The organism is Streptomyces sp. NPDC057280 (assembly GCF_042668605.1).
Lineage (GTDB): Bacteria > Actinomycetota > Actinomycetes > Streptomycetales > Streptomycetaceae > Streptomyces.
In genome coordinates this window covers 615,155-627,655 of sequence record NZ_JBHUYR010000002.1, presented here as the reverse complement: position 1 = coordinate 627,655, position 12,501 = coordinate 615,155, and the positions used below count along the sequence as shown (strand labels likewise).

The window sequence follows — 12,501 nt, the reverse complement described above, 5'->3', positions numbered from 1 at the left end:
TGCGGTGTCTACTTCCCCTTGTGCCCGGCCCTGCCCCGGCCGCCCTTGGTGTCCTTGTGCGTGCCGTTCTCGGTGCCGTGCGTGCTGTCGTACTTCTCGTACGCGTCGACGATACGGCCGACGAGCTTGTGCCGTACGACGTCCTGCGACGACAGGCGGGAGAAATGGACGTCGTCGAGGCCTTCGAGGATGTCCTGGACCTGACGCAGACCCGACTTGGTGCCGTTGGGCAGGTCGACCTGGGTCACGTCACCCGTGATCACGATCTTCGAGTCGAAGCCGAGGCGGGTGAGGAACATCTTCATCTGCTCGGGGGAGGTGTTCTGGGCCTCGTCGAGGATGATGAAGGCGTCGTTGAGCGTACGTCCGCGCATGTATGCCAGCGGGGCGACCTCGATCGTGCCCGCGGCCATCAGGCGCGGGATGGAGTCGGGGTCGAGCATGTCGTGCAGCGCGTCGTACAGCGGGCGGAGGTAGGGGTCGATCTTCTCGTAGAGCGTGCCCGGCAGGAAGCCGAGGCGCTCACCGGCCTCCACCGCGGGACGGGTCAGGATGATGCGGTTGACCTGCTTGGACTGCAGGGCCTGCACCGCCTTGGCCATGGCCAGATAGGTCTTGCCGGTACCGGCGGGGCCGATGCCGAAGACGATGGTGTGCTTGTCGATCGCGTCGACGTACCGCTTCTGGTTCAGGGTCTTGGGGCGGATCGTCCGGCCGCGCGAGGAGAGGATGTTCTGGGTGAGCACCTCGGCCGGGGTCTCCTGGCCGTCGTTGGTGCCGTTCTCGCTCGCTCTGAGCATCGCGATGGAGCGTTCCACTGCGTCCTCCGTCATCGGCTGTCCGGTGCGGAGCACCAGCATCATCTCGTCGAACAGGCGCTGGACGATGGCCACTTCGGCGGCGTCGCCGACCGCGCTGATCTCATTGCCCCGGACATGGATGTCGGCCGCCGGGAAGGCCTTCTCGATCACGCGCAGCAGGGAGTCGCCGGACCCCAGCACGGTCACCATGGGGTGCTGGGCGGGGACGGTGAACTGTGCTCTCGCCTGTCCCTGCGCGGGGGTGCGATCTGTGGGTGTCTGAGTCATGGGCCGGCTCTGTAGGCCTTGCTCGTCCTCCTCGAAACGACTCGCCCGCCACATGGGCGGCCTGGCGATTTCCAGGGTACGCCGGGGGACTGACAACGCCGAAGGGCTTTTCCGCCCGCGGTGACCGCGGGTACGGGCGCCCTCAGTGCCGCCATGAGCCCTGCATACGCCCCCCGCGCGCGTGGGGAGAATGCGCGCCGACACCGCTACGCGCGCACCGGGTTCTCGTCGCGCCAGTCCGGGGAAAGCAGGTCGGCCGTGCTCTTGCGTCTGCCCACGTCCGTGTCCGAGGCACGCCAGTGCCTGTCCGAGGGAGCGATACCCGTCGGCGGCGCCACCCTCCAGTGGGCCGTCTGGCAGCGGGACGGCTTCCCCCGGCAGGCGATGAGTCTGCGCGAGGTGCCGGAGGCCAATGTGCTCGGCGTCGGGGAGCTGGGGGCGGCGGTGCTGCTCCACCGGGTCGACGAGCGGGTGCCGGAGGTGCTGCACCAGGCGGCCTCGCGGGTGGGCACCGGGGCGGTACGCCGTACCGCGACGGTCGGCGGCAACATCGTCGGCAGCACCCTGCGCTGTCTCCTGCCCGCCGCCCTGGTGCTGGACGCCCGCGCCACGGCCCTGGACACGGAGGGCACCTTCGAGACCGACCTCACCGAACTCACGGCGAAGCGCCCCCTCCTGCTGAGCCTGCGCTGGCGCACTCCGCTGGCCAGCACCCACCGCAAGCTCCCGGAGACCGGCGAGCCCCCGCTGGTGATCGCGGCGGCCGTGACACCCGCCGGCGAGTCCAGGCCGCTGCTGCGGGTGGCGGTACGGGACGGCTACGACGTGCTGACCGCGGCGATCCCCTACGACCGGGACCCCGACCGAGCCCTCGACACCCTGTCCAGCACCTCGCTCGGCACCCTGCCCCGAGCGGCACGGGAGGCGGTACGCACCCAGGTCACGGATGTTCTGGGCCGCGCCTCGGCCTGAGATCCTCTTACGCCGACCGCCGGAACCCGATCGTCGGTACCGCTCGTCTCAGCGGCCACGGGCGGGCCTGTTCCGTCGGTACGAGTTCCGCCAGGAAGCCGTACCGCCGCAGGGCCGCGGGGTCCTGGCCCGGCAGTGACTGGACCTTGCGCCACCAGGCGCCGATCTCCGACCAGCCCGGTGCCGACAGGGAGCCGCCGAACTCCTGGACGGAGAGCGCGGCCGTCAGCCCGGCGAAGGCGAGCCGGTCGGCGAGGGGCCAGCCCGCCAGCGTGCCGGTGACGAACCCGGCGACGAAGACGTCACCGGCGCCGGTGGGGTCGAGGGCCTCCACGGCGATGGCGGGCACCTCGGCGGACTCCCCGGTGCGCCGGTCTACCGCGTAGGCGCCCTCCGCGCCGAGGGTGACCACGGCGAGCGGCACATGGTCGAGGAGGGCGTGGGCCGCCTCGCGCGGGCAGGAGGTGCGGGTGTACCGCATGGCCTCCTCGGCGTTGGGCAGGAAGGCCTCGCAGTGTTCGAGGTCGGCGAGGCCCGCCAGGTCCCAGGCGCCGGTGTCGTCCCAGCCGACGTCGGCGAAGACACGGGTGCCCTTGCTCGCGGCCTGCGCGATCCAGGGGGCGCGCTTGCCCGGCACGAGGGAGGCGACGGCGGCACGCGCGCGGGGCGGGCAGTCGGGCGCGGGCTCCTCCGGGGGCGGTTCGTGGCCGTGGGAGACCATCGTCCGCTCGCCCTCGTACGCCATGGAGACGGTGACGGGCGAGTGCCAGCCCGCGACCGTGCGCGACGGCGAGAGGTCGATCCCCTCGCCCTGGGCCAGGGCGTCCCAGCAGTACTCGCCGTAGTGGTCGGAGCCGAAGGCGGCGGCGAGGGACGTCCTGAGCCCCAGCCGGGCGAGCGCGGTGGCCATGTTGGCGACACCGCCGGGGCTCGACCCCATCCCGCGCGCCCAGGACTCGGTCCCGCGCACGGGTGCGGAGTCGAGGCCGGTGAAGATGATGTCGAGGAAGACGGTGCCGGTGAGATAGACGTCCCAAGGGGGGTCGTCGGGGGTGCGCAGCGCGGCGAGCGGGTCGACCTGGGCCTGACCCGGCTCGGCCGCTCCGAGGTGCGACGGTCCCTTTCCGACGGATGCGCTGGACGCGATCACGGGGCGCTCCCTGCGAGTGGTACGGATTCAGCCAGTCTGCACCACACCACTGACAACAGGGGTGTCAACACCGGCCCGTACCCTTCGGCCCCGCCCTACCAGCGCGGCACCCCCGGCGTCACCCACCCCGGTTCCGCGACCCGCATGGCGGCCGCGTCGTCCCGCTCCCGCAGCCCCCCGTCGTCGTCGGCCCACCGCTGATGCAGCGCCCGCAGCCGCTCCCGGTCGACCTCGACGCCCAGCCCCGGCGCGTCGGACACGGCCACCTTCCCGTCCTCGAACACCAGCCGCTCGGTCAGCACGTCCTCCGTCTGCCACGGGTAGTGCGAGTCGCACGCGTGGTGAAGGCCGGGCACGGTGGCCGCCACGTGCGTCATCGCGGCCAGCGAGATCCCCAGATGGGTGTTGGAGTGCATGGACACCCCCACCCCGAAGGTCCGGCAGATCGCGGCGAGTTGCTGTGTGTTCCGCAGGCCGCCCCAGTAGTGGTGATCGGACAGCACCACCTGCACGGCCCCCTTCCCGAACGCCTCCGCGATCTCCGCGAACGTCGTCACGCACATGTTCGTGGCGAGCGGCACCCCGGTCCCGGCGGCCACCTCCGCCATGGCGTCCGTACCGAGCGCGGGATCCTCCAGATACTCCAGAACGTCCCCGAGCTCTTCCGCCACCCGCAGCGAAGTGGCCACGGACCAGGCACCGTTGGGGTCGAGCCGCAGCGGATGTCCGGGAAACGCCTCGGCGAGCGCCCGCACCGCGGCGATCTCCTCGTCCGGCGGGAACACCCCGCCCTTGAGCTTGAACGACGTGAACCCGTACCGCTCCTTGAAGAGCCGGGCCTGCGCCACGACCCCGGCCGGATCGAGGGCGGCCCCCCAGTCGTCCTTCTCGGCGGCGATGCCCGCCGGATGGTCGGCCCACTTGTAGAACAGGTAGGCGCTGTACTCGACGGCGTCCCGCACCTTGCCTCCGAGCAGCGCGTGCACGGGCAGCCCCAGCGCCTTGCCGAGCGCGTCGAGGCAGGCGACCTCGAACCCGGAGACCACGGACAGCCGCAGCTTGTCGGCGGTCTGCACACCGCGCAGCCCACCCACGTCGACCTGCCCGGAGACCCGCGTCTCGGCCACGGCCACCTCGTCGGCGACCGCGAACAGGCCGTTCAGGTCGGTCACCTGACGCCCGATCAGCTTGGTCGCGAACGGCCGCGCCAGTTCCAGGTACTTGGTGTCGCCGTAGGTCTCGCCGAACCCCACCACCCCGTCGGCCGTCTCCACCTCGACGATCAGCCGGGGTGTGTAGGGCTGGTGCACGCCCTGCGTGTTGAGCAGCGGCGGGTCGGCGACGAGGATCGGCGTCAGCCGTACGTCGGCGATCGTGAGACGCACAGAGCGACCCCTCTCCATCTCCCTATGTAGATGATATCCACACATAGAGATGGAGGCTAGATACGCGGACAACAGCCGTCAATGACGCCTCCCCGTCGGATTACGATCGGCACATGTCAGAGACAGCGGGCGTCCGCGAGGTGAAGTCGGCGGCGCGGACGGTCGAGCTGCTGGAACTGCTCGCGGCCCGCGGGGACCGCCCGGCGCGCCTCCAGGAGCTGGCCGACGAGCTCCAGGTCCCCCGCAGCTCGATGTACGCCCTCCTGCAGACCCTGATCTCGCGCGGCTGGGTCCGCACCGACATCACCGGCTCCCTCTACGGCATCGGCATCCACGCCCTGCTGACCGGCACCAGCTACCTCGACTCCGACCCGCGCGTCCGGGTCGTACGGCCGTATCTCGACGAGGCGTCCGACGCGCTGGGCGAGACCATCCACCTGGGCCGGCTCGACGGCCGGGACGTGGCCTATCTGGCGACCCGCGAGTCCCACGAATACCTGCGCACGATCAGCCGCGTCGGCCGCCGCCTCCCCGCCCACGCGGGCGCCCTCGGCAAGGCCCTGCTCGCCGAACACCCCGACGCGGACCTGCCCGAGGGCCCGTACGAGGCGCTCACGTCCCGCACCCGCACGACCCGCGAGGCCCTCACGGCGGACCTCGCCGAGACCCGGGCCCGCGGCTACTCGGTCGACCGCGAGGAAGGCGTCCCCGGCATCGTCGGCTTCGGCTTCGCCCTGCGCTACGACTCCCCCGCCCAGGACGCCATCAGCTGCTCGGTGCCGGTGGCCCGGCTGACGCCGGAGCACGAGGGGCGGATCGTGGCGGTGATGCGGGAGATCAGGGGCAAGATCGAGGCGACGGTACCGGCGGCGGGCGGCGCGACGGTCCACTGGCGTTAAGGCGCCGACCACCGGCCACGGGCGCCACTTCTACCCGCCCTTCCCCACCCCAAACACGAAGTGCCCCACATCACACCCCCCACTCTTCTTCTCGAACCGCGTGCTTGATACAAATTGCCCGCGCGTTCCTGTCCGTCGACGGTCGTCGCCCAACCCCCTTTTCTGAGCCGCTTCTTTCGCATGCCCTGGGAACGCCCGTGTCCGCCCCCCGCTCCACCCTGCCCTGGCCCCTCGTCTCCCTTTTCACGGCCGGGTACCTCGCCCCGTACCTCCTCCCGACCACCGTCGGCAGGCTCGACTCGGGGCTTCCGCTCTCCGCCACCCAGGCGGGCGCCGTCGGCAGCGCGCTGCTGCTGAGTTCGGCCTCGGCGGGCTTCCTGCTCGCCTCCCGCGTCGACCGGTTCGGCCCCCGTCTCCTCGCCCGCGCCGGCCTCGTCCTCGCCGTCCTCGGCTACGGCGGCGCCGCGCTCACCCACACCGTGGGGGCCGTCATCGCGGGCGTGCTCATCGGCGGCTTCGGTTCGGGTACGGCGACGGCGGTGGCCGCCACCGGCATCGCCGCCCAGCCCGACCCCCACCGCACCACGACGCTCGGCCTGCTCGGCGTCTCCGCGCTCGCCGGCGCCGTCTATCTGACGGTCCCGCACCTCGGCCCGGGCCACGGCCAGCCACTGGCGGCGATCGCCCTCACGGCGGCGGCGGTCTGGCCCCTGACCGCCCGCCTCTCCCCCGCCACGGCCCCCCGCCGCACCCGGCAGCAGCCGAAGACCCCCCTCCCGCACCTGCGCGCCGGACTGCTCCTCGCTCTCACCCTGCCGTGCTGGTCCCTCGCCCAGAACGCCCTGTGGGGCGTCAGCGGCCGCATCGGCCTCGACCAGGCCCACCTCACCGAGGCGACCGTCGGCGCGGTCTTCGCGATCGCCCTCGGCGCCGGCCTGCTCGGCGTCATGGGCGCGAGCGCGCTCGGCCCCCGTCTCGGCAGGGCCCTCCCCATCGGCGCGGGCACGGCCCTGATCGCCGCCTGCATCGCTCTGAGCGCCTCCGCGACCGACCTCCCGACGTTCGCGACCGGCGAGATCGCATGGAACACGCTCTACCCGATCGTCCTGTCGTACGTCATCGGCCTGGCCGCCTCCCTGGACCCCAGGGGCCGCTGGGCGGTCCTGGTCGGCTCGGCGTCGTCCCTGGGGACGGCGGCGGGCCCGCTGGCGGGAAGCCTGCTGTCAGCGCAGGCGGGGTTCGGGACGATGGGCCTGGTACTGGCGGCGGGCCTGCTTCTGATCGCCGCCCCGATGACGGCGGTGGCCATGGGCAAGGGAAGGCGCCCCCTGCCGGTGGTGGAGATCCCGGTGGAGGCGCCGTCCTACGACAAGGCAACGGCTGCGTAGAGGCTTTTGCTTTCAGGGGCGCGGGGCTGTATCGATTTGCGGCTCCGCCGCGTGGGCGCGACAAGCCCCCACCGGCCCGCAGCCGAAACTCAGAACCGATACGCCTCCACCTCAGCGAGATACCGAGCCCTCCGCTCCTCATCATGCTCAAGGAAACTCGCCGTGAACGAGTTCCGGGCAAGCTCCCGCAACCGCTCCTCCCCCAGCCCCAGCGCGGAGCGCACCGCATCGAAGTTGTCCCCGGCGTACCCGCCGAAATAGGCGGGGTCGTCGGAGTTCACGGTGCACAGCAACCCCGCGTCCAACATCGCCGGAAGTGGGTGATCCGCAAGCACGTCAACGGTCCGCAACCGCACATTGGACAACGGGCACAGGGTCAGCGGAACCCTGTCCCGCACGAGCCGCTCCACCAGCGCCGGATCCTCCATGCACCGCAGCCCGTGGTCGATCCGCTCCACCCCGAGCACGTCCAGTGCCTCGGTGATGTACTCCGGCGGCCCCTCCTCGCCCGCATGGGCGACCCGTCGCAGCCCGAGCGCGGCGGCCGCCTCGTACACCTCGCGGAACTTCGCCGGCGGATGCCCGACCTCGGCGGAGTCGAGCCCGACGCCGACGATCCGGTCGAGGTACGGCTTCGCGGCCTCCAGGGTCTCCAGGGCGCTCTCCGCGGACTCGTCCCGCAGGAAGCACATGATCAGCTGCGTGGAGACGCCGTGCCGGGCCTCGCTCTCGCCGAGCGCCCGCCACAGCCCCTCCACCACCGTGCCCATGCCCACACCGCGCGCGATGTGCGCCTGCGGGTCGAAGAAGATCTCCGCGTGCCGCACGCCCTGCGCGGCGGCGCGCGCGAGGTAGGCGTTCGCCAGGTCCTCGAAGTCCCGCTCGGTGCGGAGCACGGCCATGAGCTCGTAGTACAGGTTCAGGAAGGACTGCAGGTCCTCGAAGTCGTACGCCTTGCGCAGCTCCTCGGTGTCCGCGTACGGCAGCGGGACGCCGTTGCGCGCGGCCAGCTCAAACGCCAGCTCGGGCTCCAGCGTGCCTTCGATGTGCAGGTGCAGTTCAGCTTTGGGGAGGGGCATCAAAGCATCGTACGGCCGCTTTACCGCCGTTTCGGAACCGGCACCCGCAGCAGGTCGTGCGCCACCGTCAGCTCCCCCTCGAACCCGGCCGCCCGCGCCTGCCGTTCGAACTCGTCGGGCTCGGTGTAGCGCTGGCTGAAGTGGGTGAGGACGAGATGCCGTACGCCGGCGTCCCGGGCGACGGTCGCGGCCTGCCCGGCGGTGAGGTGGCCGTGTTCGACCGCGAGGTGGGTGTCCTCGTCGAGGAACGTGGACTCGATGACGAGCATGTCGCAGCCGTCGGCGAGCGCGTACACGCCGTCGCACAGGCGGGTGTCCATGACGAACGCGAACCGCTGCCCGCGGCGGACCTCGCTGACGTCCGCCAGGGTCACGTCCCCGACCGTGCCCTCGCGCTGGATACGGCCCACGTCCGGCCCCTTGATGCCGTGCGCGGCGAGGCGGTCGGGCAGCATGCGGCGGCCGTCGGGTTCGACGAGGCGGTAGCCGTACGACTCGACGGGGTGGGAGAGCTTGCGGGCCTCCAGCGTGTAGGAGGCGGACCCGCCCAGCGCCCCGTCCTCGCTCACCGGCGCCTGGGTGAGCGCGACCGTCTCCCGGTACGCCGTCGCGTACCGCAGCCGGTCGAAGAAGCGCTGGCCGGACTTCGGGTAGTGGGCGGTGATCTCGTGCGGGACGCGGTCGAGGTTGATGCGCTGGATGACGCCCGCGAGCCCGAGGGAGTGGTCGCCGTGGAAGTGCGTGACGCAGATCCGGTTGAGGTCGTGCGCGGCGACCCCGGCGCGCAGCATCTGGCGCTGGGTGCCCTCGCCCGGGTCGAAGAGGATGCCCTCGCCGTCCCAGCGCAGGAGGTAGCCGTTGTGGTTGCGGTGCCGGGTGGGGACCTGGCTGGCGGTGCCGAGGACCACCAATTCACGTACGGACACGGTGACTTACCCGGGGGGCCATTCGAGGCCGCGGCCGCCGAGGACGTGCGCGTGCGCGTGCCAGACGGTCTGTCCCGCGCCGGCGCCCGTGTTGAAGACGATGCGGTAGCTCTCCAGCTTCTCCTCGTCGGCGACGGTCTGCGCCTCGCGCAGCACGTCGGCGGCGATGGCCGGCTCCGCGACGGCGAGGGCGGCGGCGTTCTCGTAGTGCGCCTTGGGGATGACCAGGACATGCGTCGGCGCCTGGGGGTTGATGTCCCGGAAGGCGACGGTGGTGTCCGACTCGCGGACGATCGTGGCCGGGATCTGGCCCTCGACGATCTTGCAGAACAGGCAGTCGGCCTGCGGCTCCCCTGGCATGGTCTCCCTTTCGGCCTACGGTCTCGGGGGCATCGTATCGAGCAGGTCAGGGAAGCGACGGAGGCTCCTTCGCCGGATTCGTCTCCAGCGCCTCCAGCGCGATCCTTATGGCCTCGTCCAGTTGGACGTCCCTGCCCGCCCCGTGGTCCTGCGGGCGCTGGACGACCTCGACGTCCGGGTCCACGCCGTGGTTCTCCACGCCCCACCCGTAACCCTCCAGCCAGAAGGCGTACTTGGGCTGGGTGACGAGCGTGTCGTCGACGAGGTGGTAGCGGCTGTCGATGCCGACGACACCGCCCCAGGTGCGGGTGCCGACGACGGGGCCGATGCCGAGGGCCTTGACGGCCGCGTTGACGATGTCGCCGTCCGAACCGGAGAACTCGTTGGCGACGGCGACGACCGGGCCGCGCGGGGCGTCCTGCGGGTAGCTGTAGGGGCGCATGCCGCGCGGGCTGGCCCAGCCGACGATCCTGCGGGCCAGCTTCTCCACCACCAGCTGGGAGGTGTGGCCGCCGCGGTTCTCGCGGACGTCGACGACGAGCCCCTCGCGGGCCACCTCGACACGCAGGTCGCGGTGGATCTGGGCCCAGCCGGGGGCCTGCATGTCGGGGACGTGGAGGTAGCCGAGACGGCCGCCGGAGCGTTCGTGGACGTAGGCGCGGCGGTCGGTGACCCAGGCGTGATAGCGCAGCGGCTCCTCGTTGGCGACCGGGACGACGACCGCGTGCCGTGCCTCGCCGCCGCCCGACGGGGAGATGGTCAGTTCGATCGCCTTGCCCGCCGTACCGACGAGCAGCGGTGCCGGGCCCGTCACCGGGTCGACCGGACGGCCCGCGATCGCCACGATCGCGTCCCCGGCGCGGACCGCGACGCCGGGCGCGGCGAGCGGGGAACGGGCGTCGGGGTCGGAGGTCTCCGAGGGCAGGATGCGGTCGATGCGCCAACTGCCGTCCGGGTGGCGGGAGATGTCGGCGCCGAGGAGGCCCTGCCGGGCGCCGCTGCCGTAGCCGCCGCGCGGGACGACGTAGGCGTGCGAGGTGCCCAGCTCGCCCTGGACCTCCCAGAGGAGGTCGACGAGGTCGTCGTGGGTGGCGACGCGGTCGAGGACGGGACGGTAGCGGTCGAGGACACCGTCCCAGTCGGTGCCGCCGAGGTCGGGGCGCCAGAAGTGGTCGCGCATGATGCGGCCGGTCTCGTCGTACATCTGCCGCCACTCGGCCGCCGGGTCGATGGTCTGCCGGATCCGGGTGAGGTCGACGGTGATGTTGGTGTCGCTGTCGTCGTCGTTCGCGGCGCGGCGGTCGCTCGGTACGACCTTCAGCCGGCCGTCGGTCCTCAGCAGGACCCGCTTGCCGTCGCCGCTGACGGTGAAGTCCTCGGCGTCGGCGGCCAGATGCTCGACGCGCTGCTGGACGAGGTCGAAGCGCTCCAGTTCGGTCTTGGGGTCGGGCGCGTCGGGCGTGGCCCGGGAGGCGCCCAGCACTCCGCGCACCGGGTGCCGGAGCCACAGCACGCCGTCCTTCGCGGCCCGCAGGTCGGAGTAGCGGGCGGCCTCCACCGGGAACGGCACGATCCGGTCGGCGAGGCCTTCGAGGTCGATCCGGGTGGCCGGGGCGCCCTCGCTGTCCGGGGTCTCGTCCTTGTCGGGCGCGTCGAAGGGGCGGCCGTGCCGCTGCGGTCCGAAGGGGGACGGGGTGGTGGCGGCGAGGGTGATGAGGTGCGGGCGGGCGCCCTCTACGAAGGCCAGGTCGAAGACGTACTCGTCGTAGACCGGGTCGAAGGAGCGGGTGGAGAGGAACGCCAGGTGCTTGCCGTCGAGGGTGAAGGCGGGGGCGTAGTCCTGGAAGCGCAGCGGGGTCGCCTCGGTGACCGACAGGTCAGTGGTGTTGGCGAGACGGAGCTGGCTGAGCGGGCGCGGGCCGGGGTGGGACCAGGCGAGCCAGGCCGAGTCGGGGGAGAAGACCAGCCCGGAGGCGTCGCCGTCCTCGCTGCGGTCGAGCTCGCGGACCTCGCCCGTCTCGCGTTCGACGAGGAGGACGCGTCCGTCGTGCGCGGCGACGGCGGCCCGGCTGCCGTCCGGTGCCATGGCCAGGTCGAGGACCCGGCCGAGCTGCCCCGCCGCGAGCCGGCGCGGGGTGGCGCCGGGGGCGAGGCCGGTGGCGGGCGCGAACTCCAGGGCGTCGTCGCCGTCGGCGTCCGTCACCCACACCACCCACTCCTCCCCGTCGGCGCGGAAGGCCCGCGGCAGCCGGGACCGCACCCCGGGCTCGGCGGCGAGCGCGCGGGCCGGTCCGGAGCGGTGGGTGACCCAGTGCACGGCTCCGCGCACACAGACGGCGCTGCCGCGCGCGGTGTGGTCGGGGAAGGCGGACTCGACCCAGCGGGAGGCGTTCAGGGTGTACGGCTGGAGGTCGGCGCGGGAGCCGCCCAGCCGGATGTCGAGCCGGCGCGGCTCCGCCCCGTCCAGGTCGTCGAGGACCCACAGCTCACCGGCACAGGCGTAGACGACCCGGTGGCCGTCCCCGGCGGCGTGCCGGGCGTAGAAGCCGTCGACCGGGGTGTGCCGGCGCAGATCGGCCCCGTCCGCGAGGGACGAGTAGACAGCCCCGACCCCTTCGTGGTCGGAGAGGAAGGCGATCCGCTCCCCCGCCCACACCGGGAACTCGATGTTCCCGTCGAGTTCTTCATGCAGCCGTACGAACTCCCGGTCCCCCGCTCGATCGATCCACAACTTCCCCGCGGTCCCGCCCCGGTACCGCTTCCACCAGGCCGCCTCCCGCCCCATGGGCGCCGACAGCAGGACGGTGGCCGGCCCTTGGGCGACGGCGCCGACCGGCCCGTACGGCAGGACGGTGGACGGTCCGCCGTCCAGCGGGACGGTGTGCGCCCAGGAGCGGCGCAGGCTGGCCTGGCCGTGGGTGGTGAGGGCGAGGACCTGCCCGTCGGGCGTCCAGCCGCGCACCTGGGTACGCCAACTCCCCCAGTGCGTCAGCCGTTCGGCGGGCCCGCCGTCGACCGGGGCGATGTGCACCTCGGGCGCCCCGTCGCGCGTCGAGGTCCAGGCGACGGTGGTGCCGTCGGGTGAGATGCGGGGTGTGGAGACCGGTACGTTGTCACTGCTGACCCGCCAGGCGCGGCCGCCGTCGAGGGGCGCGATCCAGACGTCGTCCTCGGCGGTGAAGGCGACCAGATCGCCGTGCAGGTGCGGGTATCGGAGATAGGCGGGCGTCGCGGGCTGGGTCACCCGATCACCC

General features: G+C 72.4%; 10 protein-coding genes. 3 read left to right on the top strand and 7 right to left on the bottom strand.

All coding sequences use genetic code 11. The features are described from left to right. Positions 1–8: 8 nt before the first annotated feature. A complete protein-coding gene (locus ACFUO4_RS13370; RefSeq protein ID WP_059191700.1) occupies positions 9–1,088 on the bottom strand; it encodes a PhoH family protein in 1,080 nt (359 codons plus the stop codon). Positions 1,089–1,346: 258 nt separating this feature from the next. Here ACFUO4_RS13370 and ACFUO4_RS13365 point away from each other — a divergent pair, with 258 nt between their 5' ends. Continuing rightward, positions 1,347–2,060 carry an FAD binding domain-containing protein gene (locus ACFUO4_RS13365; RefSeq protein ID WP_383483553.1) on the top strand — a complete coding sequence of 238 codons (714 nt, stop codon included), beginning with the start codon at positions 1,347–1,349 and terminating at the stop codon, positions 2,058–2,060. Between the two features lie 7 nt (positions 2,061–2,067). Here the strand turns inward: ACFUO4_RS13365 and ACFUO4_RS13360 are convergent, their stop codons facing one another. Then, positions 2,068–3,210, bottom strand: coding sequence for a carbohydrate kinase family protein (locus ACFUO4_RS13360; protein ID WP_079308273.1), 1,143 nt, complete (start codon positions 3,208–3,210; stop codon positions 2,068–2,070). Positions 3,211–3,305: 95 nt separating this feature from the next. Continuing rightward, positions 3,306–4,613 carry a glucarate dehydratase family protein gene (locus ACFUO4_RS13355; protein WP_383483550.1) on the bottom strand — a complete coding sequence of 436 codons (1,308 nt, stop codon included), beginning with the start codon at positions 4,611–4,613 and terminating at the stop codon, positions 3,306–3,308. A 95-nt stretch (positions 4,614–4,708) separates the two neighbouring features. Here ACFUO4_RS13355 and ACFUO4_RS13350 point away from each other — a divergent pair, with 95 nt between their 5' ends. Together ACFUO4_RS13350 and ACFUO4_RS13345 are read left to right on the top strand one after the other, a co-directional pair. Beyond that, complete coding sequence (locus tag ACFUO4_RS13350; protein ID WP_383483547.1) at positions 4,709–5,494, top strand: IclR family transcriptional regulator; 786 nt, start codon at positions 4,709–4,711, stop codon at positions 5,492–5,494. Between the two features lie 197 nt (positions 5,495–5,691). Next, positions 5,692–6,882 (top strand): MFS transporter, encoded by a 1,191-nt coding sequence (locus tag ACFUO4_RS13345; protein WP_383483544.1) that lies wholly within the window; start codon positions 5,692–5,694, stop codon positions 6,880–6,882. An 89-nt stretch (positions 6,883–6,971) separates the two neighbouring features. On the opposite strand, the gene ACFUO4_RS13340 is transcribed toward ACFUO4_RS13345, so the two are convergent. Genes ACFUO4_RS13340 through ACFUO4_RS13325 form a run of 4 tightly spaced genes read right to left on the bottom strand, consistent with a single transcriptional unit; the run spans position 6,972 to position 12,491 of the window. Further along, a complete protein-coding gene (locus ACFUO4_RS13340; protein WP_383483541.1) occupies positions 6,972–7,961 on the bottom strand; it encodes an adenosine deaminase in 990 nt (329 codons plus the stop codon). A gap of 20 nt (positions 7,962–7,981) precedes the next feature. Beyond that, the gene (locus ACFUO4_RS13335; RefSeq protein ID WP_383483539.1) at positions 7,982–8,887 is read right to left on the bottom strand and encodes a ribonuclease Z; all 906 of its coding nucleotides are present in this window, start codon (positions 8,885–8,887) and stop codon (positions 7,982–7,984) included. Positions 8,888–8,893: 6 nt separating this feature from the next. Beyond that, positions 8,894–9,247, bottom strand: a complete 354-nt coding sequence (locus ACFUO4_RS13330) for a histidine triad nucleotide-binding protein (protein ID WP_079313077.1) — start codon at positions 9,245–9,247, stop codon at positions 8,894–8,896. A 46-nt stretch (positions 9,248–9,293) separates the two neighbouring features. Then, positions 9,294–12,491, bottom strand: a complete 3,198-nt coding sequence (locus tag ACFUO4_RS13325; protein WP_383483535.1) for a S41 family peptidase — start codon at positions 12,489–12,491, stop codon at positions 9,294–9,296. Positions 12,492–12,501: the final 10 nt, after the last annotated feature.

Bases quoted from the DNA above. Each gene is read 5' to 3' on its own strand.
- ACFUO4_RS13370 (WP_059191700.1), bottom strand. From the start codon at position 1,088: ATGACTCAGACACCCACAGATCGCACCCCCGCGCAGGGACAGGCGAGA.
- ACFUO4_RS13355 (WP_383483550.1), bottom strand. From the start codon at position 4,613: ATGGAGAGGGGTCGCTCTGTGCGTCTCACGATCGCCGACGTACGGCTG.
- ACFUO4_RS13350 (WP_383483547.1), top strand. From the start codon at position 4,709: ATGTCAGAGACAGCGGGCGTCCGCGAGGTGAAGTCGGCGGCGCGGACG.
- ACFUO4_RS13340 (WP_383483541.1), bottom strand. From the start codon at position 7,961: ATGCCCCTCCCCAAAGCTGAACTGCACCTGCACATCGAAGGCACGCTG.
- ACFUO4_RS13330 (WP_079313077.1), bottom strand. From the start codon at position 9,247: ATGCCAGGGGAGCCGCAGGCCGACTGCCTGTTCTGCAAGATCGTCGAG.